Origin of the sequence: Phytobacter palmae (assembly GCF_039409775.1) — a bacterium.
GTDB classification, from domain to species: Bacteria; Pseudomonadota; Gammaproteobacteria; order Enterobacterales; family Enterobacteriaceae; genus Phytobacter; species Phytobacter palmae.
The window spans coordinates 46,335-72,330 of sequence record NZ_JBCIVJ010000010.1 but is presented as its reverse complement, the minus strand read 5'-3'; the positions used below and the strand labels follow the sequence as shown (position 1 = coordinate 72,330).

Here is a 25,996-nt window from a genome sequence, read left to right as displayed (position 1 = left end):
TCCATATTTGTTATGCGGTTTTACCCTTCATGCTTTGGGCTGCCTCTTTGTCGACTGCCTTCAGTTGCCGCCGCGCTGCAACCCAAATCATTTTTGGTACCCCAAAAGGGGAAAATCCTTCTGGCCAACCGGTCAGACGACGTAGTCTTCCAGTGCCGGTTCTTGTTTACAGAGGCGACGCCAGTCCACAATCGGCATACGCACCTGTATACCCAGACTCCCGTCTTCCTCCATCCACTCTTTTTCGATGGCCTGAAGCTGATAAAAACGGCTTCTCAGACGACCTTCTTTTGCCGGCAAACGCAACGTATGCTGCGCAACCTCGCCAGACAGCCGCTCTGTTAAAGCCTGGAATAACAGTGGTACGCCGACTCCGGTCTGGGCGGAAAGCCACACCCGAATCGGTTTATTTTCATCATCACGGTCGATACGCGGTTCAAAATCATCCAGCATATCGATTTTGTTCATCACCAGCAGCGTCGGGATTTCATGTGCATCGATCTCCTCAAGCACAATATTCACGGCTTCGATGTTCTCCGCGACACGCACATCCGCAGCGTCAATGACATGCAATAACAGCGTTGCCTGCCGGGTTTCCTGCAACGTCGCTTTAAACGCAGCCACCAGATCGTGCGGCAGATGGCGAATAAAACCGACGGTATCCGCCAGTACGGTTTCCCCTACGTCGGCGACATCAATACGGCGTAGCGTCGGATCGAGCGTCGCAAACAGCTGATCCGCGGCATACACCTGAGCCTCGGTTATTTGATTAAACAGGGTGGATTTACCGGCGTTGGTATAGCCCACCAGCGACACCGTTGGGATGTCCGCTTTCGTGCGGGAACGACGTCCCTGTTCACGCTGCTTCTCAACGCGTTCGAGACGCGAGAGGATCTGGGTAATACGATTACGCAGAAGGCGGCGGTCAGTTTCGAGCTGGGTTTCACCCGGGCCACGCAAACCAATCCCGCCCTTCTGTCTTTCAAGGTGGGTCCAGCCACGCACCAGGCGTGTCGCCAGGTGACGCAACTGTGCCAGCTCAACCTGCAACTTACCCTCATGGGTACGCGCACGCTGGGCAAAAATGTCTAATATCAGCCCCGTGCGATCGATGACGCGGCATTCACATAAACGCTCCAGGTTACGTTCCTGGGCTGGGGTCAGCGCATGATCAAAGAGCACGACGGAAGCGCCCGTCGCTTTTACGGCATCCGCAATCTCAACGGCTTTACCTTCACCAACAAAATACTTGGGGTGCGGTGCTTTACGGCTCCCGGTAATCACCTGCATTGCTTCGACACCGGCGGAAGAGACCAGGGATTCAAACTCCTGGAGATCTTCCATATCTTTGTCTTGCGAAAAATAGATGTGTACCAGTACCGCCTGCTCACCGGCGTCATAACGGTCAAACAAGCGTAAACCCTCAAAAAAGATCAGCGGGGAACACAGAAACCCTGGCTCCCCGATGTAGATAAACAGCAAGCAACCTTATTCGGTCTCTTCGCTGTCCTGCTGCGCAGAAGCCTGTGCATTGCTACCATGATGATAGTTGCTGCTGGAGCCGCCGCCCGCGTTGTTGCTATGATGAGAAACCGGGCGAGACGGAACAACAGTGGAAATAGCATGCTTGTAGACCATCTGGCTGACCGTGTTTTTCAACAGGATCACGAACTGATCGAAAGACTCAATTTGCCCTTGCAGCTTGATACCATTCACCAAATAAATTGAAACTGGAACACGTTCCCGACGCAGTGCGTTCAGGAACGGATCTTGTAAAGATTGCCCCTTAGCCATTCTATCTTTTCCTTATATGCTTGTTTTGTACTTAGAACCCGGGAGTTCTGAAAACTGCGTAAAATTTTGCGCACGATACAACTTGATTGTACACATTCAATTCGCGATCGCACCAATAACCTGTAACACTTCGTTGTATGACTCCTGGGGCTTTTCACTGTCTAACCAGTGAACGCCATCCCAGCCACGCAACCAGGTTATTTGCCGCTTAGCTAACTGCCTCGTGGCGCAAACACCTCTGTAAACCATTTCGTCGTAGGATATTTCGCCTTCAAGATATGACCACATCTGGCGATAACCCACACAACGAATGGAAGGCATATCCGTATGCAAATCTCCGCGAGCAAAAAGCGCCCGCACTTCTGCTTCAAAACCCGAAGCTAACATCTGGTGAAAACGCTGCTCAATTCGCTGATGGAGCAGTTCACGGCTCGCCGGGGCGATGGCGAACTGATGCACCTGATACGGCAGAGTCTCTCCAGACGTTTGCGTCAGATCTGTTAAAGTTTTACCCGAAATGAAAAAAACTTCCAGTGCCCGGGAAAGCCTTTGCGGATCATTTGGATGGATTCGCGCTGCAGCTACAGGATCAATGGTCTGTAACTGCTGATGCAATGCGTCCCATCCACGCTCTGCTGCTTGTCTTTCAATTTCTGCTCGTACCGCAGGGTCCGCTGATGGCAAAGGGGACAATCCTTCCAGCAGCGCCTTAAAGTAAAGCATTGTGCCGCCTACCAGCAGGGGAATGCGCCCTTCTGCGGTAATCTCCGCCATTGCTGCCAGCGCATCGCGACGAAAATCGGCCGCGGAGTACGCCTGCGACGGGTCGAGAATATCCAACAACCGGTGCGGAGCGGCGCGTAATTCAGCGGCATTCGGCTTCGCCGTACCGATGTCCATCCCCTGATAGATAAGGGCTGAATCCACGCTTATCAACTCAACTGGCAAAACTTTACGTAACTCAATGGCTAGCGCCGTTTTGCCGGAGGCCGTCGGCCCCATCAAAAAAATAGCCTTAGGCAGGCCAGCCTTGCTTACATCACTCATGTTTCAGGGCATTCATCGCCATAGATAAATCAACAGGTTGTAACAAACCATCTGGTGGGGTCTTAACCAGATGCGGACAAAGACGCTCGACGTCGGTAAGCAGGCTGATGGCCTGCGCCATATTCCACTGGGTGTGGTCGCTCGCCAGATGACGGGCCAGCCAGTGGGAAACATTCATCGCATCAATCTCTGTCTGCTGCGCCAGGTAGCCTATCAGTTCAGGAATCAAGATTTGTAAATTTTGTTGGCGTAAGGGTAAAGGCACGGCGCGAATCGTAACATGTTGACCATCCGGCACAAATTCGATACCCATTTCGGCCAGGACAGGCTGCGCGCGTTTTAACGCAGCATTCTCTTGCGCCGAAACTTTTAGACGCACGGGAATGAGCAGCGGCTGTCCGCACACCGGGCCACTGGTCGGCGACAATTGCGCCTGCCTCAACCACCGTTCCGCCACGGGTAATGCCAGTAACGATACCTGGCCGCCACGCTCAAGCAACGCAAAAGCGGGCGTAACTACTGTCAATACCCGACCAAAACTCTGGCTGTGTGCGTCCAGAACCGGAGTGGCTTCTTTTACGACATCCGCTTTACGCTCCGTAGCCGGAGTTTCCAGTAACTGCCGGTATAGCGCGCCTTGCTGCTTCTGATAACCCGGCTGCGCGTTTGGCCACGAAGGCGCACGCGAAGAACCTGCCGAAGAAGCCCCTGATGATACAGACGTTCGCGGCGCGGGTTCGCGCATCACCGACGGTTCGGCGAAATGATTGCGCCCGGCGGCAATGCGGTTTTCCGGTATCGGGCGAGGCGCAGGTTCGTCTTCCAGCGGTAATGTGGTCGCGGTCTGCTGTTGCAGCACGCTCAACACCCCCTGATAAATGAAGTCATGGACCAACCGCGACTGGTGAAAACGCACCTCATGTTTTGCCGGATGTACGTTCACATCAACCTGATGTGGGTCTATCTCTAAATAGAGTACAAATGCAGGCTGCTGATCCGCCCCAAGCTTGTCTTCACAGGCCTGGCGAATCGCATGGTTAATCAGGCGATCGCGCATCATGCGGCCATTGACGTAGCAATACTGAATTTCGGCAAAAGCGGAAGTGGTCGCCGTGGGCTCAGCCACCCAGCCACGTAACGCCAGATCCCCATGCTGCCATTCGATTTCCAGCGCCTGCTCCAGAAATGCAGTACCGCAAATCGCCCCCAGTCGACGCTCTTTTTGCCCGTTCTGGGTCACCGCACGGTACTGGCGCATCATCTTACCGTTATGGCTCAGGTTGATGGTGACATCAAAACGCGCCAGTGCGATGCGTCGTACGACTTCATCAATATGGCCAAATTCGGTTTTTTCGGTGCGCATGAATTTGCGCCGCGCAGGGGTGTTATAGAAGAGGTCCAGTACTTCCAGCGTGGTACCTACGGGATGGGCGGCCGGTTTAACCGTCACGTCCATATCGCGGCCTTCCGCGTAAGCCTGCCAGGCCTCCTGCTGTTCGGCGGTGCGCGAGGTGAGCGTCAAACGCGAAACAGAGCTGATACTGGCCAGCGCTTCTCCGCGAAACCCCAGGCTGATAATGGCTTCAAGATCGTCAAGCGAGGCGATTTTACTGGTGGCATGACGTGCCAGCGCCAGTGCCAGCTCATCTTTTTTAATGCCGCCGCCGTTATCGCGAATGCGGATGAGCTTAGCTCCGCCGCGTTCGATGTCGATATCGATGCGGGTCGCGCCCGCATCCAGGCTGTTTTCCACCAGTTCCTTCACCACCGACGCAGGGCGTTCCACCACTTCGCCAGCGGCGATTTGGTTCGCAAGCTGTGGCGGCAAAACCTGAATCGGCATGAAGTCTCCTTAATTAAGCAATCCGCTGGCGGGCGCTGCGGCGTTAGCCATTTGTCCGGTACCACTCTGCGGCGCAGACTGCAGAGGGTGCGCAAGGAAATAATTGCGCAACCCCGTGTAGATCGCTTCCGCAAGCTGCTGCTGGTACTCATCACTGCCCAGCATACGCTCTTCGCTGTTGTTACTGATAAACCCGGTTTCAACCAGCACCGACGGGATATCCGGCGAGCGAAGTACACCAAGGCTTGCATGTTCCGGATGTCGCTTATGCAGCGCGCCAATACGCGCCAGCTGAGTAATCATACTGCTGGCGACATCATAACCGACACGCTGAGAATGGCCGAATTGTAAATCCAGCACCGCCTGACTCAGGTAGGGGTCAGACTGGCTGTTCGCCAGTACATCGCCCGCTCCGCCCAACAGCTCGGACTGCTTCTCGTGCTGCTCAAGCCAGCCCGCCATTTCACTGTTGGCGCGACGGTTAGAAAGCACCCAGACAGAGGCGCCAGTGGCATCACGATTCGGTGCGGCATCCGCATGTATCGACACCAGAAAGTTTGCGTTTTGTTTACGTGCTACATCCGAACGCCCCATCACCGAGATAAAGTAATCGCCGTCGCGCGTCATTACGGCTTTGAACATGGGATCATCATTCAGCAAAGTACGCAGTTTACGCGCTACGGAGATAGTGACGTTTTTCTCCTGGGTGCCACCCGGTCCAATCGCGCCCGGATCCTGCCCGCCGTGGCCGGCATCAATAGCAATAATGACTTTACTGTCACCGGAAGCCGGACGCGCTTGCGCCGCAGGACGAACCGCCGTATTGCTGCTGGTTACACTGGTAATGCGATCATTGCTGGCGCTAAAAGGATTACGCCCGGTTTGGCTCTGCACTGGTTGTGGCGTGACGGCAGGCGTCTCAACGCGTTTTGCCACTGCTTTTGGCGGTGGCGGCGGTGGCGGCACATCAGCATCAATAGTAAACACCACGGTATATCCTGTGCCGCTTTGCTGTTTCACCGCCCGGGTTTTACCGTTTTGCGTTAAATCGACCACCAGACGTAACGACTGGCTATCTTTCGGCGTGCCCGAACGAATGCTTCTGACCAAATTGTTACCGCTGAACTGGAGCGGCAGTCCCTGAATGACACCGGTTTGTTTGATATCCAGCGCAACGCTACGCTTCCCTTCCTGAGAAAAGGCATATTCCGGGTCGCCCATAAAACTGAATGTGATACGGGCCTGGTTATCCCCATTGGAAACCTGAATATCTGATAAACTCGCCGCACCGACCTGCATGCTGAATAAAATCAGCGCGGTCATTAGCCAACTTTTAACGCGATAAATCATCCCGTCATCCCTTAGATTAACCGGCCAAACGTGCCAGTAATGCATCGCCAGATGAGGATACAGCAGTAATGCGCGCCTCACGCCCCTGCGCCTGGTAATCAATATGAATTTCGACATCCGGGTCAGGCAGCACACCCGCACCTTGTTGCGGCCACTCGACCAGGCAGATAGCGTCGTTGGCAAAGTAATCGCGGATCCCCATAAATTCGAGCTCCTCAGGATCCGCAAGACGATACAGGTCGAAGTGGTACACATTCAGCTTATCGAGTGTGTAGGGTTCAACCAGTGTATAGGTCGGGCTTTTTACGTTCCCGTGGTGACCCAGGGCCTGCAGAAAGCCCCGGCTAAAAGTGGTTTTACCCGCGCCCAGGTCGCCATACAGGTAAATCACTGTCGCGCCATTGCAAGCCTGTGCCATACGTTGCCCTAAAGTCAGGGTCGCTTGCTCGTCAGGTAAAGGAATTACTCGATTCATCATCTTCTGTTTCAATAACGTCCGGGTTAACAACACGCACCAGCGTGGAAAAAAGATCGGTTGCCAGCATACCCCGCATCCCCTGTCGCGCCGCCAGCACATCTGCCGCGACGCCATGGGCGAGACAGCCTGCGCAGGCCGCATCATACAGTTCAAGTTTCTGCCCCAGCAGTGCGCCGATAATACCAGACAGCACATCTCCCATGCCGCCGCTGGCCATACCCGCATTGCCGGCATCAATAATACTGACCTTGCCGTCAACGCCCGCCACCACCGTGCCCGCACCTTTCAGAACGACAACACCTGCGTATCGTTGTAGCAGACGTTGCGCAGAAAGTAAGCGATCACTTTCAATTTCTGCAACGGAGCAGCCAAGCAGACGCGCTGCCTCGCCAGGATGTGGCGTCAGGATGCGATTGTGACGTTTATCGGGATTGATTGCCAGAAGGTTCAGCGCATCGGCGTCCCATAGCATCGGTTTGCGGAAATTCTCAACTTTTTGCAGGGCTTTTTTGCCCCACTCTTGCTGACCAAGCCCCGGCCCAATAACCACCACATCGGCCCATTCCAGACTCTCTTCAAGGCTTTGCGGCGTGAGTTGATGGACCATCAGCTCCGGTCGAGCTGTCATGATGGGCGCAATATTTTCGCTACGCGTGAGGACTCGCACCAGTCCCGCTCCCGCCCGCAGCGCCGCTTCGCCCGCCATGCGGATAGCGCCAGCCGTGCCATGATCGCCGCCAATGATAACCAGTCGACCATGAGAACCCTTATGAGAGGTGGGGCGGCGCGGGGTAAACCAGTGGGTAAGGAAGCTCGCATCAACCCTGGTCAGTAAGGTCTCCTGCCCGGCCAGCCAGTTTTCCAGCCCCAGCGCATGATGATGGAGCACGCCGACAACATCGCGGGCCTTACCAGTCAGCAGCCCCGGTTTCAGGGCGATAAAGGTGACGGTGTGCGCAGCCTCTATGACCGCGCCGGGCGTTGTACCGGTCCGGGCCTGCAGCCCGGAAGGAATATCCAATGCCAGTACCGGGGCAGGATGCGCATTTGCCTGGGTTATCAGAGCCGCGATAGCTTCTCGTGGGGCGCTGTTTAGCCCCGTACCCAGTAAACCATCAATAATCAGATCGACGTCATCAGGCCAGACAATATCCGCGGCATGGATGACGCCGCCCGCATTCAGCCAGGCCTCTCGCGCCGCCTGTGCCTCTTCCGGCAGCGGCTTATTCCCCTCAATAGCCAGCAAGGTCACCCCGATACCCGCAGCCGCTGCCAGACGCGCGACAACATAGCCATCCCCGCCATTGTTGCCATGACCGCACAGCACAAGCCAGTGCCGCGTTGTAGCGTAGTGTTCCCGCGCGACATTGAACGCGGCTTCGCCCGCACGCTGCATTAGTTCAAACAGCGTAATCCCCAGGCTATCTGCCGCCTCCTTTTCCGCGCGCCGCAGTTCATCCGCAGGCCAGATGGAGTGTGGTATACTTGCTGCGTATTTCTTCATTGTATGGTCCGTCATGTCAGAGCCCCTCGATCTCAATCAATTAGCGCACAGCATCAAACAGTGGGGTACTGAACTGGGTTTTCAGCAGGTCGGGATCGCCGACACCGACCTTTCCGCCAGCGAGCCTAAGCTGCAGGCATGGCTGGACAAACAATATCATGGCGAAATGGAGTGGATGGCGCGACACGGTATGATGCGCGCCCGCCCGCACGAGCTTCTGCCCGGCACCTTGCGGGTCATCAGCGTCAGAATGAATTACCTTCCCGCAAATGCCGCCTTCGCCAGCACACTTAAAAACCCGACGCTGGGCTATGTCAGCCGCTACGCGCTGGGCCGCGATTATCATAAATTGCTGCGTAACCGATTAAAGCAACTCGGTGAAAAGATCCAGCAGCATTGTGCTTCGCTGAATTTTAGACCCTTTGTGGATTCTGCGCCCATTCTTGAGCGCCCGTTAGCTGAAAAAGCCGGGCTTGGCTGGGTGGGTAAGCACTCACTTATTCTTAATCGCCAGGCCGGATCCTTCTTCTTCCTGGGAGAAATACTCATTGATTTACCGCTGCCTGTCGACCAGCCCGTTGAAGAGAACTGCGGTCGCTGCGTGGCCTGCCTCACCATTTGCCCGACAGGAGCGATTGTCGAGCCCTATACGGTCGATGCGCGTCGCTGCATCTCTTATCTCACCATTGAACTGGAAGGGGCGATTCCAGAGGAGTTCCGTCCGTTAATCGGTAACCGCATCTATGGTTGCGACGACTGCCAGCTTATCTGCCCGTGGAACCGTTTCTCACAATTAACCGACGAAGCTGATTTCAGCCCACGCAAGGCACTCCATTCACCGGAACTGATTGAATTATTTGCCTGGAGTGAGAGCTGGTTTTTGAAAGTGACTAAAGGATCGGCGATTCGCCGTATTGGTCATCTACGCTGGCTGCGTAATATTGCGGTCGCGCTGGGCAATGCCCCCTGGGATGAAACCAATATACGTGCGCTGGAACAACGCCGGGGTGAGCACCCACTTCTGGATGAACATATAGAATGGGCCATTGCGCAACAGCTGGAAAAACGAAATGCCTGCGTGGTGGAAGTGCAGACACCGAAGAAACAACGCCTTGTGAGGGTCATCGAAAAGGGTTTAACGCGTGACGCCTGAGCCATCCACAGCTTGTGAATAAAATTAAAAACACATTGCGTTTCAATGGCCACAAAATCGTCAAGTGATCCCATTAACAATTCACGATGAATTTTTTATTAAATAATTCATAAAGTTAAATTGATACTATTCATCAGGCGAAGCGATTGGGATTTCAAATGAAGGCAGGCGTTCTGTGGATAAGTCTGTTTACAAGAATATCTAAGTGCGAAAAAAATCGTCCCCAGCATGTGCTTTCCGCTGTGGATAATTTAATGGAGTAAAAATCTGGAGCGGGAAACGAGACTCGAACTCGCGACCCCGACCTTGGCAAGGTCGTGCTCTACCAACTGAGCTATTCCCGCTTGGGTGGTGCGTATCTTTCGATACTTTTCAAATTTTGGAGCGGGAAACGAGACTCGAACTCGCGACCCCGACCTTGGCAAGGTCGTGCTCTACCAACTGAGCTATTCCCGCATAATCTCTGGTTTCACATTGCAACAGCTTGGCTACACGTGCATACCGGCGATTGATGGTGCATTCAAATTTTGGAGCGGGAAACGAGACTCGAACTCGCGACCCCGACCTTGGCAAGGTCGTGCTCTACCAACTGAGCTATTCCCGCAAACATCATTTTTCTTGCTGTCGTAATTTCACATTTCTGTGTCGTCACGGGAGGCGCATTATACGAGAATTCCTTTCTCCTGCAAGCCCCCCGAAAACGATTTTTTAAATTTTTCGCTCAAGTGCTCGATTATTCGTCATCTTGCCTGTTTTTGCACCGGACGGACTACCTTACTCCCTTTTTCATCCATCCGGACAGCATTTTTACAGCTTAATAAAATGTTCGCGATAGTAAGCCAGCTCAGCCACAGACTCGCGTATGTCGTCCATCGCCTGGTGCGTGCCCTGCTTTTTGAAACCGTCGAGAATTTCCGGTTTCCAGCGACGCGCTAACTCTTTTAACGTGCTTACGTCCAGATAACGATAGTGGAAGTAAGCTTCCAGTTCCGGCATATACTTAAACAGAAAACGACGGTCCTGACCGATACTGTTACCACAGATTGGCGACTTGCCCGCCGGCACCCACGCTTTCAGAAATTCGATGGTCGCCAGTTCTGCCGCACGATCATCGAACTGGCTTGACTTGACGCGTTCCACCAGGCCACTACCGGTATGGGTGCGTACGTTCCAGTCATCCATCAGCGCCAGCTGAGCGTCAGACTGATGAACCGCAATTGTCGGCCCCTCCGCCAGGATATTCAGATTTGCGTCGGTGACCAGGGTTGCGATTTCAATAATACGATCGCGTTCCGGATTCAGACCGGTCATCTCCAGATCGATCCAAATCAGGTTGTTTTCATTTGCACTCATGCTATTTTCCACCCTTCTCGCGTCATATTCAGCGTGACTATATTCATCTAAAATAGCGTGTATCATAAAGGTTTTGCCCATCCGGGGCGACCAGGAGCCAGTACGATTGAGTAAAAATAAACTCTCCAAAGGACAACAACGCCGCGTCAACGCGAATCATCAGCGTCGGTTAAAAACGTCTGCGGAGAAAGCCGACTACGATGACAACCTGTTTGGCGAGCCGTCTGAGGGCATAGTAATCAGCCGCTTCGGCATGCACGCGGATGTTGAATCCGTGGATGGCACCGTACACCGTTGCAATATTCGTCGTACCATTCGTTCACTGGTCACGGGCGACCGCGTCGTCTGGCGTCCGGGTAAAGAGGCTGCAGAAGGCGTTACGGTAAAAGGCATTGTCGAAGCGGTACATGATCGCAGCTCCGTACTGACCCGGCCTGATTTTTACGATGGGGTAAAACCGATCGCGGCAAATATCGATCAGATCGTGATCGTTTCCGCCATCCTGCCGGAACTCTCGCTGAATATTATTGATCGCTATCTGGTTGCCTGCGAAGCGCTGGACGTTGAACCGCTGATCGTTCTGAACAAAATCGATCTGCTGGACGATGAAGGCATGGCCTTTGTGAATGAGCAAATGGATATCTACCGCAAAATCGGTTATCGCGTTTTGATGGTATCCAGCCATACTCAGAACGGGCTGCAACCGCTTGAAGAGGCATTAACTGACCGTATCAGTATCTTCGCCGGACAGTCCGGGGTGGGCAAATCGAGCCTGTTGAACGCCCTGCTCGGTCTGCATGAAGACCAAATCCTGACAAATGATGTCTCTGATAATTCCGGTCTGGGCCAGCACACGACGACGGCAGCACGTCTTTATCACTTCCCGCACGGCGGTGATGTCATTGATTCTCCTGGGGTGCGTGAATTTGGGCTCTGGCATCTGGAGCCGGAACAAATTACTAACGGCTTTGTCGAATTCCATGACTATATCGGGCATTGCAAATACCGTGACTGTAAACACGCCAGCGATCCGGGCTGCGCCATTCGCGAAGCCGTCGAGAAGGGAGAAATCGCCGAAACACGGTTCGAAAATTATCACCGTATTCTCGAAAGCATGACACAAGTAAAAACGCGTAAAAGCTTTTCTGAATCCGATGACTGACAACTAAGCTAAGCGTCGTTAGAATCGTCCCCTTTTTTGCAAAGACCTGGCGATAGCGCCGGGTCAGGAACGACAAAAACAATGGCCTGGAGGCTACTTTGTTAAACTCATTTAAACTTTCGCTTCAATACATTCTGCCGAAACTGTGGCTCACTCGCCTGGCGGGCTGGGGCGCAAGCAAACGCGCAGGCTGGCTGACCAAACTGGTTATTGATCTGTTCGTCAAATACTACAAAGTCGATATGAAAGAGGCGCAAAAGCCGGACACTGCCAGCTATCGCACCTTCAACGACTTCTTTGTGCGTCCTTTACGTGACGATGTTCGCCCGCTGAACACCGATCCGAACACCCTGGTCATGCCCGCAGACGGCGTGATAAGCCAGCTTGGTAAAATTGAAAACGATAAAATCCTGCAAGCCAAAGGCCACGATTACAGCCTTGAAGCTCTGCTGGCAGGCAACTACCTGATGGCGGACCTGTTCCGTAATGGTTCTTTTGCTACCACTTATCTGTCACCGCGTGACTATCACCGCGTGCATATGCCGTGTAATGGCATCCTGCGGGAAATGATTTATGTTCCAGGTGACCTGTTTTCAGTTAACCACCTGACCGCGCAAAACGTGCCGAATCTGTTTGCCCGTAATGAACGCGTCATCTGTCTGTTTGATACCGAATTTGGCCCGATGGCACAGATTCTGGTCGGGGCCACGATTGTCGGCAGTATTGAAACCGTCTGGGCTGGTACGATCACGCCGCCGCGCGAAGGCATCATCAAGCGCTGGACCTGGCCTGCAGGCGAGAGTGATGGCGCAGTTGCGCTGCTGAAAGGCCAGGAGATGGGCCGCTTCAAGCTGGGTTCAACGGTGATTAACCTGTTCGCCCCTGGTAAAGTGAATCTGGCGGAACATCTGCAAAGCCTGTCTGTGACCAAAATCGGCGAGCCGCTGGCCGTCTCCACCGAAACGCTGTTCACGCCGGAGGCTGAACCGACGCCTCTGCCGGCAGAAGAAATTGCCGCCGAGCTGGATGCAAGCCCGCTGGTAGACGACAAGAAAGACGAAGTTTAACGAAGAAGGTAAGCTGTAGTGCGCCTGATTATCATTTTCCTGATGGCCTGGTGCCTCAGCCTGGGGGCCAACGCAGCGACGGCCCCCGATGCCAAACAAATCTCGCAAGAACTGGAACAAGCTAAAGCGGCAAAAGCCACCCCCGATCAGGCTGAAACCGTCGAAGTGCTCCAGGCCGCGCTGAACGCGCTTGAAGAACGTAAAGGTTCGCTTGAGCGCGCTCAACAATATCAAGATGTTATCGATAATTTCCCCAAACTATCCCGGACATTACGCTCGCAGTTAGATAACCTGCGCGATGAGCCAAAATCGGTGCCTGCCAATATAAGTACCGATGCGCTAAATCAGGAAATTCTGCAGGTCAGCAGTCAATTGCTGGAGAAAACCCGCCAGGCGCAACAAGAGCAGGAGCGTGCCCGGGAAATTAACGATTCGCTAAGCCAGCTTCCGCAACAGCAAACGGACACCCGCCGTCAGGTAAATGAAGTTGAACGCCGCATCGGCGCACAAACCAGCAATACGCCGCTCGCCCAGGCGCAAAATCTCAGTGCGCAGGCAGAGTCTGCCAGGCTGAGGGCGCTGGTCGATGAACTGGAGCTGGCACAGCTATCGGCGAATAACCGTCAGGAACTCTCGCGGATGCGCTCCGAGCTGGCCCAAAAGCAGGCACAACAACTGGATGCTTACCTGCAGGCCCTGCGCAATCAGCTTAACAGCCAGCGTCAGCGTGAAGCCGAACAGGCGCTGGAGAGTACCGAACAACTGGCGGAAAACAGCGACAACCTGCCGCCGGGTATTGTTGAACAGTTTAAGATCAACCGTGAGCTGTCGCAGGCGCTGAATCAGCAGGCTCAGCGCATGGACCTGGTCGCCTCACAGCAGCGTCAGGCGACCAATCAGATGTTGCAGGTTCGTCAGGCACTCAACACCCTGCGCGAGCAGTCACAGTGGCTGGGCGCGTCAAATATGCTGGGCGAAGCATTGCGTGCTCAGGTAGCCCGATTGCCGGAGATGCCTAAACCCCAGCAGCTCGATACGGAAATGGCCCAACTGCGGGTACATCGGATGCGCTATGAAGATCTGATGAACAAGCAACCTCAGTTGCGGCAGATTCGCCAGGCTGACGGCCAGCAACTGACGACTGAGCAGAGCCGTATCCTTGATGCCCAATTGCGCACGCAGCGCGAGCTCCTCTCCTCATTACTGCAGGGCGGTGACACGCTGATACTGGAGTTGACGAAGCTTAAAGTATCCAATAGCCAGCTCGAGGATGCGCTGCGCGAGGTGAATGAAGCCACGCACCGCTACCTTTTCTGGACGGCAGACGTCAGTCCGATGAGCCTGAGCTGGCCGGTTGAAATCGTGCAGGATCTGCGACGCCTGATCTCGCTGGATACCTTTAGCCAGCTCGGCAAAGCCAGCGTGATGATGCTGACCAGCAAAGAGACCCTGTTCCCGCTTTTCGGCGCGCTCATCCTCGTGGGTTTTAGCCTCTACTCACGTAAGCATTTCACCCGTTTCCTGGAGCGTTCCAGCGCCAAAGTCGGCAAAGTCACCCAGGACCATTTCTGGCTGACAATGCGTACTGTGTTCTGGTCGATTCTGGTCGCCCTTCCACTTCCCGTACTGTGGGCAACGCTCGGTTACGGCTTACGGGAAGCCTGGCCTTATCCCCTGGCCGTGGCGATTGGCGACGGGGTCACCGCGACCGTTCCGCTACTGTGGGTCGTCATGATTTGCGCCACCTTTGCCCGTCCAACCGGGTTATTTGTCGCCCATTTCGGCTGGCCGCGTCATCGTGTGGCGCGTGGAATGCGCAATTATCTGATGAGCATTGGTTTTATCGTGCCATTGATTATGGCGCTGATTATGTTCGATAACCTCAATGACAGGGAGTTTTCCGGGTCCCTGGGGAGGCTCTGCTTTATTCTGATTTGTGGCGCGCTGGCGGTCGTAACACTCAGCCTTAAACGCGCCGGGATCCCGCTCTATGTCGATAAAACCGGTTCGGGCGACAACATGCCGAACCGCCTGCTGTGGAACCTGCTGCTGAGCGCGCCGCTCATTGCGATTATGGCGGCCGCGGTGGGCTATCTGGCCACCTCGCAGGCACTGCTGGCGCGTCTGGAGACCTCCGTCGCTATCTGGTTCCTGTTACTGGTGGTCTATCACATTATTCGCCGCTGGATGCTGATCCAGCGCCGCCGTCTGGCGTTTGATCGTGCCCGGCATCGTCGCGCGGAGATCCTCGCCCAGCGCGCGAAAGGCGAAGATGAGACGCCGCACTCCACCAGCACAGAAGGATCGGTCGAGATAGACGAAAAAGAGCTCGATCTGGACGCCATTAGCGTGCAATCACTGCGCCTGGTTCGCTCGATCCTGATGCTTATCGCGCTGCTCTCGGTCATTGTGCTGTGGTCAGAAATTCACTCGGCGTTCGGCTTCCTGGAGAACATTTCCCTGTGGGATGTCACCTCCACGGTGCAGGGAGTGGAAAGCCTTGAACCTATTACCCTCGGCGCAGTGTTGATAGCCATTCTGGTGTTTATCATCACCACACAACTGGTACGCAACTTCCCGGCGCTGCTTGAGCTTGCCCTGTTACAGCACCTGGATCTCACCCCAGGCACTGGTTACGCCATCACCACCATCACCAAATACCTGCTGATGCTGTTTGGCGGGCTGGTGGGGTTCTCAATGATCGGCATCGAATGGGCAAAACTGCAGTGGCTGGTTGCCGCCCTCGGTGTTGGTCTGGGCTTTGGCCTGCAGGAGATCTTCGCTAACTTTATTTCAGGTCTGATTATTCTGTTTGAAAAACCGATCCGCATCGGCGATACCGTGACGATCCGCGACCTGACAGGCAGCGTCACGAAGATCAATACCCGCGCCACGACGATCAGCGACTGGGATCGCAAAGAGATCATCGTGCCAAATAAAGCGTTTATTACCGAGCAGTTTATCAACTGGTCGCTGTCGGATTCGGTAACGCGTGTGGTGCTGACAGTTCCGGCACCTGCCGATGCCAACAGCGAAGAGGTTACGCAGATCCTTTATACCGCTGCGGAACGTTGTACGTTTGTGATTGATAACCCTGCCCCTGAAGTGTTCCTGGTTGATCTCCAGCAGGGGATCCAGCTTTTTGAACTGCGTATCTACGCAGCCGAAATGGGGCACCGTATGCCGCTACGCCATGAGATCCATCAGTTGATTCTGACGGGCTTCCGCGAGCATGGCATTGATCTGCCATTCCCACCGTTCCAGATGCGGCTTGAAAGTCTGGACGGCAAGCGCACGGCGCGCACGCTGACATCGGCAGGGAAAGGGAGTCGTCCGGCGGGAAGTGTGTAATCTTTCCCCGATGCGCTGCGCTCATCGGGGCTACTTTGACACAAAAACGGCAACCTGTTAGTTGCCGTTTGCATTTACCTTAAGCACGATCGACGGTAAACGCCATCACCTCAGCGAGGCTTTCTGCCCCCAGCGCCAGCATCACCAGACGATCAACGCCCAACGCCACTCCGGAGCAATCCGGCATACCCGCTTTCAGAGCCTCCAGCAGATTCGTATCCACCGGCTGCTGCGGCAGACCACGCGCGGCACGCTTACGATTATCCTGCTCAAAACGCTGCTGCTGTTCGCGGGCATCTGTCAGTTCATGGAAACCATTCGCCAGTTCAATGCCTTTAAAATAGACCTCAAAACGTTCCGCCACGCGATGATCTTCGGTGCTGATTTGCGCCAGCGCCGCCTGGCTTGCCGGGAAGTGGTAAACAAACGCCGGACGGTCTTTGCCGATATGCGGTTCGACACCCATAGTAAACAGCAGTTGCAGCAAGGTATCGCGGTCTTCTTCAGTGTCTGCGATATTGCTTAAATCAAGCTTCGCCGCCACTTCACGCAGTTGAGGTTTATCAGCAGAAAGCGGATCAATTTCGAGGTAACGCTGGAAAGCCTGCTGATAAGAGAGCGACTCCGCAGCCGGGCACTCCAGCACCTGCTGCAGAAGATCATCCACTTCATTCATCAGACGATACATATCGTAATGCGGACGATACCACTCCAGCATGGTGAACTCAGGATTATGATGACGCCCCATTTCCTCGTTACGGAAGCTACGGCACAGCTGGAAAACCGGGCCACATCCTGCCGCCAGAAGACGCTTCATATGGTATTCCGGGCTGGTCATCAGATACAGATTCATCCCCTGAGAATGGCCGGGACCAACGAAACGGGTCTCAAACGGGAACAGATGAATATCGGTTACCGTGGCCTGGCTCATACAAGGCGTTTCCACCTCTAACACGCCGCGATCGGCAAAGAATCGCCGAATTTCCGCCATAATTGCTGCGCGTTTTAATAAGTTAGGAATGGACGCGCTCGGCTGCCAGGTTGCCGTCTCGCTCATGGTACTTTCTCCGAATTCAGACAAGGGCACGAAGTCTACCCGTATCGGCTCAGAGAGACAAATTTTGAGCGGAATAAGGGTTCAGTGCCGGGAGCTAAAAACACTAAAGGTCGGGGGTTTTGTAATTAAATTAATCAAAATCAATGATGTTTTAGGCCATTCATACGTTAAAAAAATCGAACAGGTCAAATTTCCCTCACAGTCCTAAGATTATAATGCGTACCAATAAAGGAGCAGTGGAATCGTATTCGAGGCCCTGGCCGGTCCGGCTCATCGTCAGATCTGAAAGGGTTGCGAAATAACAATAATCAGGAGGAATGTCGTGCAAACTTTTCAAGCCGATCTTGCTGTAATTGGCGCGGGTGGTGCAGGTTTACGTGCCGCCATAGCAGCCGCCCAGGCAAATCCAAATGCTAAAATCGCTCTTATTTCAAAAGTTTACCCCATGCGTAGCCACACCGTGGCCGCAGAAGGCGGTTCCGCAGCCGTTGCACAGGATCATGACAGCTTCGAGTACCACTTTCACGACACTGTAGCCGGCGGCGACTGGCTGTGCGAACAGGATGTCGTTGACTACTTTGTCCGTCATTGCCCCACCGAAATGACACAGCTGGAACTCTGGGGCTGCCCGTGGAGCCGCCGCCCCGATGGTTCTGTCAACGTACGTCGCTTTGGCGGTATGAAGATCGAACGCACCTGGTTTGCCGCAGATAAAACCGGCTTCCATATGCTGCATACCCTCTTTCAGGCATCACTCCAGTTCCCGCAAATTCAGCGTTTTGACGAGCACTTCGTGCTGGATATTCTGGTCGACGATGGGCATGCGCGTGGCCTGGTGGCGATGAATATGATGGAAGGCACGCTGGTGCAGATTCGTGCCAACGCGGTCGTTATGGCAACAGGCGGTGCGGGCCGTGTTTATCGTTACAACACTAATGGCGGTATCGTCACGGGCGACGGAATGGGCATGGCACTTGCCCACGGCGTACCGCTGCGTGATATGGAGTTTGTCCAGTATCACCCCACCGGGCTACCGGGCTCCGGTATTTTGATGACGGAAGGCTGCCGTGGCGAAGGCGGTATTCTGGTCAACAAAAACGGCTACCGCTATCTGCAGGATTACGGCATGGGTCCTGAAACCCCGCTGGGCGAACCGAAAAACAAATATATGGAGCTGGGGCCACGCGACAAAGTATCGCAGGCGTTCTGGCATGAATGGCGTAAAGGCAACACTATTTCGACCCCACGCGGCGATGTCGTCCATCTTGACTTGCGCCATCTGGGTGAGAAAAAACTGCTGGAGCGGCTGCCATTTATTTGCGAACTGGCAAAAGCCTATGTTGGCGTGGACCCGGTAAAAGAACCCATTCCGGTACGCCCTACCGCGCATTATACGATGGGCGGTATCGAAACCGACCAGCAGTGTGAGACTCGCATTAAGGGGCTCTTTGCTGTGGGTGAATGTTCATCCGTCGGCCTGCATGGCGCAAACCGCCTTGGCTCTAACTCACTGGCGGAACTGGTCGTGTTTGGCCGTCTGGCGGGTGAACAGGCTATGGCACGTGCCGCCTCCGCCACAGCGGCCAGCGATGCAGCGTTGAATGCACAGGCCGCCGACGTTGAGCAACGGCTGAAAAATCTGGTTAACCAGGAAGGCACGGAAAACTGGGCGAAAATTCGCGACGAAATGGGTGAGTCAATGGAAGAAGGCTGCGGTATCTACCGTACGCCTGAACTGATGCAAAAAACCGTTGATAAGCTGGCAGAGTTGCAGGAGCGTTTCAAACGTGTGCGCATCACGGATACGTCCAGCGTTTTCAATACCGACATCCTTTATACCATTGAGCTGGGACATGGGCTGAACGTCGCCGAATGTATGGCCCATTCCGCACTGGCACGTAAAGAGTCGCGCGGAGCGCATCAACGTCTGGATGAAGGCTGCACGGAGCGCGATGACGTCAACTTCCTCAAGCACACCCTGGCGTACCGGGATGCAGACGGTACTACCCGTCTTGATTACAGCGACGTGAAGATAACGACGCTGCCGCCTGCAAAACGTGTTTACGGTGGCGAAGCGGAAGCCGCTGATAAGAAGGAGTCGACCCATGGCTGAGATGCAAACCCTGAAAGTTGAGGTGGTGCGATATAACCCGGAAGTGGATGCCGCCCCACACAGTGCCTTTTATGATGTGCCTTACGATGAGCAAACGTCACTGCTGGACGCGCTGGGTTATATCAAAGATAACCTGGCGCCTGATCTCAGTTATCGCTGGTCCTGCCGTATGGCGATTTGCGGTTCCTGCGGCATGATGGTCAACAAGGTGCCGAAGCTGGCCTGTAAAACGTTTTTACGTGACTACACGAAGGGGATAAAAATCGAGGCACTGGCCAACTTCCCAATCGAGCGTGATTTAGTGGTCGACATGACCCACTTTATCGAAAGCCTGGAGGCCATTAAACCCTACATCATTGGCAACGCGCGTACGCCGGATCAGGGGCCGAACAAGCAAACTCCGGCGCAGATGGCGAAATACCATCAATTCTCTGGCTGTATCAACTGTGGCCTGTGCTATGCGGCATGTCCGCAATTTGGGCTCAATCCGGAGTTTATTGGTCCGGCAGCCATCACGCTGGCGCACCGCTATAACCTGGATAACCGCGACCACGGGAAACAGCAGCGTATGCCGCAGTTGAACAGCCCAAACGGAGTCTGGAGCTGTACCTTCGTGGGCTACTGCTCGGAAGTGTGCCCGAAACACGTCGACCCGGCGGCCGCTATCCAGCAGGGCAAAGTGGAAAGCTCGAAAGACTTTCTTATCGCCACTCTGAAACCACGCTAAGGAGCGCATCATGACGACTAAACGCAAACCCTATGTCCGGCCAATGCCGTCGACCTGGTGGAAATCGCTGCCGTTTTATCGCTTCTATATGCTGCGTGAAGGCACGGCGCTACCGGCGGTATGGTTCAGCATCATTTTGATATGTGGACTTTTTTCATTAAAAAATGGTCCGGAATCCTGGGCGGGCTTTGTCGGTTTCCTGCAAAATCCGATAGTAGTAATCCTGAACCTGATTGCCCTGGCGGCAGCACTGCTGCACACCAAAACATGGTTTGAACTGGCGCCAAAAGCGTCGAATATCATCATCAAAGACGAAAAGCTTAAACCCGAGCCTGTTATCCGGGGGCTGTGGGTCGTAACCGGGCTGGTGACGGTTATTATTCTTTTCGTTGCACTGTTCTGGTAAGGAGGCCAAAGGTGATCAATCCAAACCCAAAACGTTCCGATGAACCCGTCTTCTGGGGACTGTTCGGCGCAGGCGGCATGTGGAGTGCGATTATCGCGCCGGTGATGATTCTGCTGGTTGGCGTGCTACTACCACTGGGTCTCTATCCCGGTGAAGCGCTCGGCTATGAACGTATGCTGGCATTCGCCCAAAGCTTTATCGGCCGTGCATTTTTATTCCTGATGATTGTTCTGCCGTTATGGTGTGGGCTGCACCGTCTGCACCATGCCATGCATGATATCAAAGTCCACATCCCCAGCGGTAAATGGCTCTTCTACGGCCTCGCCGCTATCCTGAGTGTGGTCACGCTCATCGGAGTAATCTTTCTTTAATTAACCTCGCTCTCCCGCCCTGGCGGGAGAGCATTTTTCCCCACAGGTTCTACACTTAACTAAAAAACCTGGAAGGAAAAAATCATGCGTTTGTTGCCGATTATCGCGACGGCTGCCGCTGCATTTTTGGTTGTAGCCTGCAGTTCCCCAACCCCCCCTTCTGGCGTCACCGTAGTGGATAATTTCGATGCGCAACGTTACCTTGGACGCTGGTATGAGATTGCCCGCTTTGATCACCGCTTCGAGCGTGGCCTGGAAAAAGTGACTGCCACCTACAGCACCATGGATGACGGCGGCATTCAGGTCATTAATAAAGGATACAATCCGGAACGCGGCATGTGGCAACAATCAGTCGGTAAGGCGTACTTTACCGGTGATGCTCGCAAGGCCGCACTGAAAGTGTCGTTCTTCGGTCCTTTCTATGGCGGCTATAACATCATTGCACTGGACAAAGATTACCGATACGCGCTGGTTTGCGGGCCGAACCGTGATTACCTGTGGATTTTGTCACGCACACCAACGCTTCCGGATACGGTGAAAAAACAGCTCGTTGATGTCGCGGCCCGCGAAGGATTTGCGGTAGAAAAACTTTTATGGATAAATCAGACCCTTTAAGGCGTACTGAGCTTGAGGCCAATAATTCCCGCGACAATCAGCGCCAGGCTGAGCAAGCGCGCGGGGTTGGCCGATTCACCCAATAACAAAATTCCGGTAGTTGCAGCCCCCACGGCGCCAATACCTGTCCAGACCGCGTAAGCGGTACCTGTGGGCAGGTTTTTCATTGCCCACGATAACATAACGACGCTGACGATCATTGCCGTTACGGTAATAACGCTGGGTACAAGGCGGGTAAAACCGTGCGTATATTTCAGGCCAATAGCCCAAACGACTTCAAGAAGACCGGCAATAACAAGGATTATCCAGGACAAAGTTGGCTCCAGTGCGGGGCCGTCCCCAATGAGTGTTGCGCAATCGGGTCGTCCCGACAGGCTGGTTGTGAGAGATAAATTTTGACCTGGTTGCAAACAGAATGCAATTTTTGTGGAATTGCGCAGATTTAAGTAACTTAAAGCAAGAAATAGCTACAGATAGCAACGCAGTTCCCGCATTTATTCCCCATAGGTACCCCCTATGATGAAGTGCTGCCAGCGACAGGAAGCCGTGCGTCACTATTCTTACTGCGAAGAAAAATATGTTCAAAATTCTCTTGATTGACCGTTGTTACTTCACCCGGACGGGGCTGGAAAGCTGGCTCAATCAAACTGATTTTTTCCCGGCTTCATTCCTTGTCACGTCACTGAATAACCTGATGCTGGCAAAAGAGCATATTGTGCAATGGCAGCCAGATGTGATCATTGCAGATCTCTACGGTTTTAAGAATGATCTCCACCATATTCAACAGCTTTCATCACTGTTCACCGCCTGTGGAAAAGATAACCATCTTATCCTTTTGCAGTCAGGGGAAGATGCGCAACTGATGGCTTATTGTGCTCAGTATAAGGTCCATGCGACATTGCAAAAAAGCGAGCCAATGGAGACGCTGGCCAAAGTCATTGATCATGCCGTCCTGTCCCGGCCAGCGAGAACCGGGCCTCAGATTGCCACCCCGTTGCTCACACGTCAGGAAGAAAAAGTACTTTCATTATGGATGGAAGGCCGCAGCAATCAGTCTATTGCGTCCAAAATGAGTATTAATGGTAAGACGGTTTATACCTACAAGCGCAACATTCGGATGAAACTGGGAATGGGTAACCGCTTTACACCGTTTCTTTCTCTGCCAGAAGCGCCAGAAACCGTGCAAGATAATCTGAATTAACGGTACGGCGCTGGCCGTACCGCGTACTGGCAGAAATTACTGCTGCGCTTTTGTCGCAGCGCCAGATATAGCGCTACCACCCTCAGAGATATCCTGACCGACACCGCGCGTGGTGTTACAGGCTGTCAGCGCTGATGAAAGAACCAGTACAGTAAAGATCGCAGCAATTGTCTTCTTAACCATAATATCTTCCTTATGTAGCCAATATTGTTTGTGTATAGCCACTTAAGGATAGACAAGATTGCGCAACCTGACGGAAGGTCGGCGATTTTTAGGACGACAGGAAGAAATTAGCTGGCTGCGTGAGAGATAGTGCTGCCGAGATGCTTGATGTCTTCACCAAAGCCACGCGCGGTATTACAGCCTGCCAGCAAGGTTGTGGTGATAAGAAAGAGTGCTACAAGACTGAGAAGACGTTTCATCATTCCTGCCCTGGAAAAGCGAGGGGGCAATAAGGTGAGTGCCCCAACATCTCAGAAATCATTCAGGCTGCATCGCGGCGGCAAGAGAGATCCCGGCAAACGATGTAACCGGGTTTTATCCAGGCACTGCCAACAGAGAGGCAGCCTGAAGGGTAAAGTAAATTACTTCACGCGGGATACATATTCGCCGGAACGCGTATCCACTTTAATGACTTCGCCAATCTGTACGAACAGCGGAACTTTAACCACTGCGCCAGTGCTCAGCGTAGCCGGTTTACCACCGGTACCAGCGGTATCACCTTTCAGACCTGGATCGGTATCAATAATTTCCAGTTCAACGAAGTTCGGCGGAGTCACAGCGATTGGACGACCATCCCACAGCGTCACGATGCACTCAGCCTGATCCAGCAGCCATTTAGCGTTGTCACCAACGGTTTTCGCATCAGCAGCCAACTGCTCAAAGGTTTCGTTGTTCATGAAATGGTAGAACTCACCGTCGTTGTAGAGGTAAGTCAGGTTCATATCGATAACATCTGCGCCTTCGGCAGAGTCAGTAGATTTGAAGGTTTTTTCTACACGAGTGCCAGTCAGCAGGCGACGCAGTTTAACGCGCGCAAATGCCTGGCCTTTGCCTGGTTTAACGAATTCGCTGGCTTCAACTGCATAAGGTTCGCCGTCGAGCATGATTTTAAGACCGGCACGAAAATCGTTGCTATAGTAAATCGCCATAAAGGCCCTCTAAAAATGTTAACTGGTAGCTAAGCCACAAAATGGCGCATATTGTAACCCTAAATACCCCATCCAGAGAAGATTGGTTATTGCAACTTGCCGATGTAATAACCGATCCAGATGAACTACTGCGTGTTTTAAATATAGACACTGACGAAAATTTGACCGCCGGGCGCGAAGCAAAACGCCTGTTCGCACTGCGCGTACCCCGCGCTTTTGCCGCGAGAATGAAAAAAGGCGACCCCAACGATCCGCTTTTGCGTCAGGTGCTGACAGCGAGTGAAGAGTTTGTTGCCGCTCCAGGATACAGCACCGATCCGCTGGAAGAGCAGGAAAGCGTGGTGCCTGGCTTGCTGCATAAGTACCGTAACCGTGCATTGCTGCTGGTGAAAGGTGGTTGCGCGGTAAACTGCCGCTACTGCTTCCGTCGCCACTTCCCGTATGCGGAAAATCAGGGCAACAAGCGCAACTGGCAGGTCGCGCTGGATTATATTGCGCAGCAACCGGAACTTGATGAGATCATCTTCTCTGGTGGCGATCCGCTGATGGCTAAAGATCATGAACTGGACTGGTTGATAGCACAGCTTGAAACAATCCCCCATATCAAGAGATTGCGTATTCATAGCCGCCTGCCGATTGTTATCCCGGCGCGGATCACCGATACGCTCGTTGACCGTTTTGCGCGTTCATCACTACAGATTTTGCTGGTGAACCATATCAATCATGCCCAGGAAATTGATGACGCCTTTCGCTCGGCAATGGCAAAACTGCGTCGGGCAGGCGTAACGCTGTTAAATCAGAGCGTGTTGTTGCGTGGCGTCAATGACCATGCCCGCACACTTGCAGACCTCAGTAACGCTTTGTTTGATGCAGGCGTGATGCCCTACTATCTGCATGTGCTGGATAAAGTTCAGGGCGCAGCCCATTTTATGGTAAGCGATGACGAAGCGCGGGAAATTGTGCGTGAACTACTGACGTTAGTTTCAGGTTATATGGTGCCGAAGCTTGCCCGGGAAATTGGCGGCGAGCCCAGCAAAACACCGCTGGATTTGCAGTTACGGCAACAATAAAAACCTTTATACAGGAAAGCGGTGCAGGAGTGCGCCGCTGACATATTTTAAAGAAAACGATAGCATTTTCCCGTTCAGACTCCGCTTTGTGGCCTGCCTGGTTGTTCCGCGCGTTTATTATGTTATTTTAATTTTCCTCTTGTGGGTTATGTCATAAATATATTCACCGTCTTTATTATTTAGTGGAATATATATATTTTTTAACAATGGTTATGGAGAACCATAATGGAAATGAATATTACCGGCATCAATGCTGGCGTAATACGCAACAATGAAGAGTTTCTCGCCGTCGCACTAAAACTAAACATTAAAAACAGTAACCCAATCCTGCTTTTCTTTCCGGCTCTGACCTTACGCGATCTTCTTATCGCTATGGAATATTACCTTCATAAACAAAAAGCGCTGCATGGAGATCAACGCAAAGATTTCATCACAGCGCAAACTGCGGTAATCAAAGCAATGCATGCTCATATTCCTGGCTTAAAAAGAGAGGAGCTGGAAAATGCTGATATAAATTATCGTGTAGATGCCATTGACAATTTTGCATCCGATGAAGGGAAACTTATTTTCACTTTACGGCTACATAATAATGAAAAATTTATATTCGAAATCCATGAGCTGCAAATTGAGTTGCTTACACAGGTTTTAATGCATGCCATTAATAACGCTGGTATGCAAGACCTGGCATTGCGTATGGCTTCACTGTTGGATTTCCTTCCTTTGTATGATGTTGATTGCCAACCCGACGGTACAATGATCTACGACACCTATACACAGCCAGACTGGAAAACGGCATTGTTTGATCATTATTTAGTTCTTCTGTACCACTATGTCGAGACAAAGAAAAAATCCAGTTTCTGTGCTGCAGTGATCAAAACCAGAAGCCTTCCTGATACTCCCGAAACGCAGGCTATTGCCAAAAGACTATTGGCTTTCAGCCCACGGCTGGGAAAACTCGCCAATAAAGCCTGTCAGGTTCATATTCAGGCTATTAATGTGAAAGGCGGTGAACCTCTTAATCTGGATAAATGCATGCATACGCTGAACCAGATACGCCATCAGATCACGGTTAGACCATCGGTCAAAAAAGCAAAAAAATAAAATAACGAAAACGCTGCAACGAGGTTCCGTGGCAGCGTTTGAATAATTTCCCCTGGAAAAAGGTACACAATAACTGCGTTAA

At 53.1% G+C, this 25,996-nt stretch carries 25 protein-coding genes and 3 tRNA genes; 12 read left to right on the top strand and 16 right to left on the bottom strand.

Features of this window, described 5'->3' with window-relative positions:
* Window positions 1-132: 132 nt before the first annotated feature.
* The 7 genes from hflX to nnr all read right to left on the bottom strand — a co-directional run bounded on the left by hflX (window position 133) and on the right by nnr (window position 8,031).
* Window positions 133-1,413 (bottom strand): ribosome rescue GTPase HflX, encoded by a 1,281-nt coding sequence (gene hflX / locus AAIG39_RS13655; RefSeq protein ID WP_090081823.1) that lies wholly within the window; start codon window positions 1,411-1,413, stop codon window positions 133-135.
* A 75-nt stretch (window positions 1,414-1,488) separates the two neighbouring features.
* The gene (gene hfq / locus AAIG39_RS13650) at window positions 1,489-1,794 is read right to left on the bottom strand and encodes an RNA chaperone Hfq (protein ID WP_047372096.1); all 306 of its coding nucleotides are present in this window, start codon (window positions 1,792-1,794) and stop codon (window positions 1,489-1,491) included.
* A 96-nt stretch (window positions 1,795-1,890) separates the two neighbouring features.
* Window positions 1,891-2,841, bottom strand: a complete 951-nt coding sequence (gene miaA / locus AAIG39_RS13645) for a tRNA (adenosine(37)-N6)-dimethylallyltransferase MiaA (RefSeq protein WP_343194104.1) — start codon at window positions 2,839-2,841, stop codon at window positions 1,891-1,893.
* Window positions 2,834-4,684, bottom strand: coding sequence for a DNA mismatch repair endonuclease MutL (mutL, locus tag AAIG39_RS13640; RefSeq protein ID WP_343194103.1), 1,851 nt, complete (start codon window positions 4,682-4,684; stop codon window positions 2,834-2,836). Before mutL ends, miaA begins: the two co-directional genes overlap by 8 nt.
* Before the next feature lie 9 nt (window positions 4,685-4,693).
* On the bottom strand, window positions 4,694-6,034 hold the full coding sequence (amiB, locus tag AAIG39_RS13635) for an N-acetylmuramoyl-L-alanine amidase AmiB (protein ID WP_343194102.1): 1,341 nt from the start codon (window positions 6,032-6,034) through the stop codon (window positions 4,694-4,696).
* 16 nt (window positions 6,035-6,050) lie between these two features.
* Window positions 6,051-6,512, bottom strand: coding sequence for a tRNA (adenosine(37)-N6)-threonylcarbamoyltransferase complex ATPase subunit type 1 TsaE (tsaE, locus tag AAIG39_RS13630; RefSeq protein WP_090080920.1), 462 nt, complete (start codon window positions 6,510-6,512; stop codon window positions 6,051-6,053).
* Window positions 6,484-8,031, bottom strand: a complete 1,548-nt coding sequence (gene nnr, locus AAIG39_RS13625) for a bifunctional ADP-dependent NAD(P)H-hydrate dehydratase/NAD(P)H-hydrate epimerase (RefSeq protein WP_249569678.1) — start codon at window positions 8,029-8,031, stop codon at window positions 6,484-6,486. The genes tsaE and nnr overlap by 29 nt, the downstream gene beginning before the upstream one ends.
* On the opposite strand from nnr, the gene queG reads away from it, so the two are divergent.
* Entirely contained in the window at window positions 8,030-9,169 is a 1,140-nt protein-coding gene (gene queG, locus AAIG39_RS13620; RefSeq protein WP_343194101.1) for a tRNA epoxyqueuosine(34) reductase QueG, read from the top strand. The genes nnr and queG overlap by 2 nt on opposite strands.
* Before the next feature lie 268 nt (window positions 9,170-9,437).
* Here queG and AAIG39_RS13610 read toward each other — a convergent pair.
* The 4 genes from AAIG39_RS13610 to orn form a co-directional block, all read right to left on the bottom strand.
* A tRNA-Gly gene (locus AAIG39_RS13610) sits at window positions 9,438-9,513 on the bottom strand.
* A gap of 36 nt (window positions 9,514-9,549) precedes the next feature.
* Window positions 9,550-9,625: transfer RNA gene (locus AAIG39_RS13605), tRNA-Gly, on the bottom strand.
* 72 nt (window positions 9,626-9,697) lie between these two features.
* A tRNA-Gly gene (locus AAIG39_RS13600) sits at window positions 9,698-9,773 on the bottom strand.
* Window positions 9,774-9,976: 203 nt separating this feature from the next.
* Window positions 9,977-10,522 carry an oligoribonuclease gene (gene orn / locus AAIG39_RS13595; RefSeq protein WP_343194100.1) on the bottom strand — a complete coding sequence of 182 codons (546 nt, stop codon included), beginning with the start codon at window positions 10,520-10,522 and terminating at the stop codon, window positions 9,977-9,979.
* A 106-nt stretch (window positions 10,523-10,628) separates the two neighbouring features.
* Between orn and rsgA the strand changes: the two genes are divergently transcribed.
* The 3 genes from rsgA to mscM all read left to right on the top strand — a co-directional run bounded on the left by rsgA (window position 10,629) and on the right by mscM (window position 16,102).
* On the top strand, window positions 10,629-11,684 hold the full coding sequence (gene rsgA, locus AAIG39_RS13590; protein WP_249569679.1) for a small ribosomal subunit biogenesis GTPase RsgA: 1,056 nt from the start codon (window positions 10,629-10,631) through the stop codon (window positions 11,682-11,684).
* 98 nt (window positions 11,685-11,782) lie between these two features.
* Window positions 11,783-12,751 (top strand): archaetidylserine decarboxylase, encoded by a 969-nt coding sequence (gene asd / locus AAIG39_RS13585; protein WP_343194099.1) that lies wholly within the window; start codon window positions 11,783-11,785, stop codon window positions 12,749-12,751.
* Window positions 12,752-12,769: 18 nt separating this feature from the next.
* A complete protein-coding gene (mscM, locus tag AAIG39_RS13580; protein ID WP_343194098.1) occupies window positions 12,770-16,102 on the top strand; it encodes a miniconductance mechanosensitive channel MscM in 3,333 nt (1,110 codons plus the stop codon).
* A gap of 79 nt (window positions 16,103-16,181) precedes the next feature.
* On the opposite strand, the gene epmA is transcribed toward mscM, so the two are convergent.
* On the bottom strand, window positions 16,182-17,159 hold the full coding sequence (epmA, locus tag AAIG39_RS13575) for an elongation factor P--(R)-beta-lysine ligase (RefSeq protein WP_090080906.1): 978 nt from the start codon (window positions 17,157-17,159) through the stop codon (window positions 16,182-16,184).
* A 322-nt stretch (window positions 17,160-17,481) separates the two neighbouring features.
* Here epmA and frdA point away from each other — a divergent pair, with 322 nt between their 5' ends.
* The 5 genes from frdA (at window position 17,482) to AAIG39_RS13550 (ending at window position 21,391) form a co-directional block, all read left to right on the top strand.
* Complete coding sequence (gene frdA / locus AAIG39_RS13570; protein WP_249569682.1) at window positions 17,482-19,272, top strand: fumarate reductase (quinol) flavoprotein subunit; 1,791 nt, start codon at window positions 17,482-17,484, stop codon at window positions 19,270-19,272.
* Window positions 19,265-19,999, top strand: coding sequence for a succinate dehydrogenase/fumarate reductase iron-sulfur subunit (locus AAIG39_RS13565; RefSeq protein ID WP_249569683.1), 735 nt, complete (start codon window positions 19,265-19,267; stop codon window positions 19,997-19,999). Before frdA ends, AAIG39_RS13565 begins: the two co-directional genes overlap by 8 nt.
* A 10-nt stretch (window positions 20,000-20,009) precedes the next feature.
* Window positions 20,010-20,405, top strand: a complete 396-nt coding sequence (gene frdC, locus AAIG39_RS13560) for a fumarate reductase subunit FrdC (RefSeq protein WP_090080898.1) — start codon at window positions 20,010-20,012, stop codon at window positions 20,403-20,405.
* A gap of 11 nt (window positions 20,406-20,416) precedes the next feature.
* A complete protein-coding gene (gene frdD, locus AAIG39_RS13555) occupies window positions 20,417-20,776 on the top strand; it encodes a fumarate reductase subunit FrdD (RefSeq protein ID WP_343194097.1) in 360 nt (119 codons plus the stop codon).
* Between the two features lie 84 nt (window positions 20,777-20,860).
* Entirely contained in the window at window positions 20,861-21,391 is a 531-nt protein-coding gene (locus AAIG39_RS13550) for a lipocalin family protein (RefSeq protein ID WP_090080895.1), read from the top strand.
* Here the strand turns inward: AAIG39_RS13550 and sugE are convergent.
* Complete coding sequence (gene sugE, locus AAIG39_RS13545) at window positions 21,388-21,705, bottom strand: quaternary ammonium compound efflux SMR transporter SugE (protein ID WP_343194096.1); 318 nt, start codon at window positions 21,703-21,705, stop codon at window positions 21,388-21,390. The genes AAIG39_RS13550 and sugE overlap by 4 nt on opposite strands.
* A gap of 263 nt (window positions 21,706-21,968) precedes the next feature.
* Here sugE and AAIG39_RS13540 point away from each other — a divergent pair, with 263 nt between their 5' ends.
* On the top strand, window positions 21,969-22,592 hold the full coding sequence (locus AAIG39_RS13540) for a helix-turn-helix transcriptional regulator (protein ID WP_249569686.1): 624 nt from the start codon (window positions 21,969-21,971) through the stop codon (window positions 22,590-22,592).
* A 36-nt stretch (window positions 22,593-22,628) separates the two neighbouring features.
* Here AAIG39_RS13540 and ecnB read toward each other — a convergent pair whose 3' ends face one another.
* From ecnB to efp, 3 genes are all read right to left on the bottom strand, one after another.
* Window positions 22,629-22,775 carry a lipoprotein toxin entericidin B gene (gene ecnB, locus AAIG39_RS13535; protein ID WP_090080890.1) on the bottom strand — a complete coding sequence of 49 codons (147 nt, stop codon included), beginning with the start codon at window positions 22,773-22,775 and terminating at the stop codon, window positions 22,629-22,631.
* 107 nt (window positions 22,776-22,882) lie between these two features.
* Window positions 22,883-23,017 (bottom strand): entericidin A/B family lipoprotein, encoded by a 135-nt coding sequence (locus tag AAIG39_RS13530; RefSeq protein WP_090080888.1) that lies wholly within the window; start codon window positions 23,015-23,017, stop codon window positions 22,883-22,885.
* A gap of 159 nt (window positions 23,018-23,176) precedes the next feature.
* Window positions 23,177-23,743 (bottom strand): elongation factor P, encoded by a 567-nt coding sequence (efp, locus tag AAIG39_RS13525; RefSeq protein WP_343194095.1) that lies wholly within the window; start codon window positions 23,741-23,743, stop codon window positions 23,177-23,179.
* 41 nt (window positions 23,744-23,784) lie between these two features.
* On the opposite strand from efp, the gene epmB reads away from it, so the two are divergent.
* Together epmB and yjeJ are read left to right on the top strand one after the other, a co-directional pair.
* On the top strand, window positions 23,785-24,813 hold the full coding sequence (gene epmB, locus AAIG39_RS13520) for an EF-P beta-lysylation protein EpmB (RefSeq protein WP_343194094.1): 1,029 nt from the start codon (window positions 23,785-23,787) through the stop codon (window positions 24,811-24,813).
* Between the two features lie 225 nt (window positions 24,814-25,038).
* Window positions 25,039-25,914 (top strand): YjeJ family protein, encoded by an 876-nt coding sequence (yjeJ, locus tag AAIG39_RS13515; RefSeq protein WP_343194093.1) that lies wholly within the window; start codon window positions 25,039-25,041, stop codon window positions 25,912-25,914.
* The last annotated feature ends 82 nt before the right edge of the window (window positions 25,915-25,996 follow it).

What these genes read in the sequence shown, in the direction of transcription:
- hfq (WP_047372096.1), bottom strand. Translation starts at nt 1,794, where the DNA reads ATGGCTAAGGGGCAATCTTTACAAGATCCGTTCCTGAACGCACTGCGT.
- miaA (WP_343194104.1), bottom strand. Translation starts at nt 2,841, where the DNA reads ATGAGTGATGTAAGCAAGGCTGGCCTGCCTAAGGCTATTTTTTTGATG.
- mutL (WP_343194103.1), bottom strand. Translation starts at nt 4,684, where the DNA reads ATGCCGATTCAGGTTTTGCCGCCACAGCTTGCGAACCAAATCGCCGCT.
- amiB (WP_343194102.1), bottom strand. Translation starts at nt 6,034, where the DNA reads ATGATTTATCGCGTTAAAAGTTGGCTAATGACCGCGCTGATTTTATTC.
- tsaE (WP_090080920.1), bottom strand. Translation starts at nt 6,512, where the DNA reads ATGATGAATCGAGTAATTCCTTTACCTGACGAGCAAGCGACCCTGACT.
- queG (WP_343194101.1), top strand. Translation starts at nt 8,030, where the DNA reads ATGTCAGAGCCCCTCGATCTCAATCAATTAGCGCACAGCATCAAACAG.
- nnr (WP_249569678.1), bottom strand. Translation starts at nt 8,031, where the DNA reads ATGACGGACCATACAATGAAGAAATACGCAGCAAGTATACCACACTCC.
- orn (WP_343194100.1), bottom strand. Translation starts at nt 10,522, where the DNA reads ATGAGTGCAAATGAAAACAACCTGATTTGGATCGATCTGGAGATGACC.
- epmA (WP_090080906.1), bottom strand. Translation starts at nt 17,159, where the DNA reads ATGAGCGAGACGGCAACCTGGCAGCCGAGCGCGTCCATTCCTAACTTA.
- AAIG39_RS13565 (WP_249569683.1), top strand. Translation starts at nt 19,265, where the DNA reads ATGGCTGAGATGCAAACCCTGAAAGTTGAGGTGGTGCGATATAACCCG.
- frdC (WP_090080898.1), top strand. Translation starts at nt 20,010, where the DNA reads ATGACGACTAAACGCAAACCCTATGTCCGGCCAATGCCGTCGACCTGG.
- AAIG39_RS13550 (WP_090080895.1), top strand. Translation starts at nt 20,861, where the DNA reads ATGCGTTTGTTGCCGATTATCGCGACGGCTGCCGCTGCATTTTTGGTT.
- AAIG39_RS13540 (WP_249569686.1), top strand. Translation starts at nt 21,969, where the DNA reads ATGTTCAAAATTCTCTTGATTGACCGTTGTTACTTCACCCGGACGGGG.
- ecnB (WP_090080890.1), bottom strand. Translation starts at nt 22,775, where the DNA reads ATGGTTAAGAAGACAATTGCTGCGATCTTTACTGTACTGGTTCTTTCA.
- AAIG39_RS13530 (WP_090080888.1), bottom strand. Translation starts at nt 23,017, where the DNA reads ATGATGAAACGTCTTCTCAGTCTTGTAGCACTCTTTCTTATCACCACA.
- efp (WP_343194095.1), bottom strand. Translation starts at nt 23,743, where the DNA reads ATGGCGATTTACTATAGCAACGATTTTCGTGCCGGTCTTAAAATCATG.
- epmB (WP_343194094.1), top strand. Translation starts at nt 23,785, where the DNA reads ATGGCGCATATTGTAACCCTAAATACCCCATCCAGAGAAGATTGGTTA.
- yjeJ (WP_343194093.1), top strand. Translation starts at nt 25,039, where the DNA reads ATGGAAATGAATATTACCGGCATCAATGCTGGCGTAATACGCAACAAT.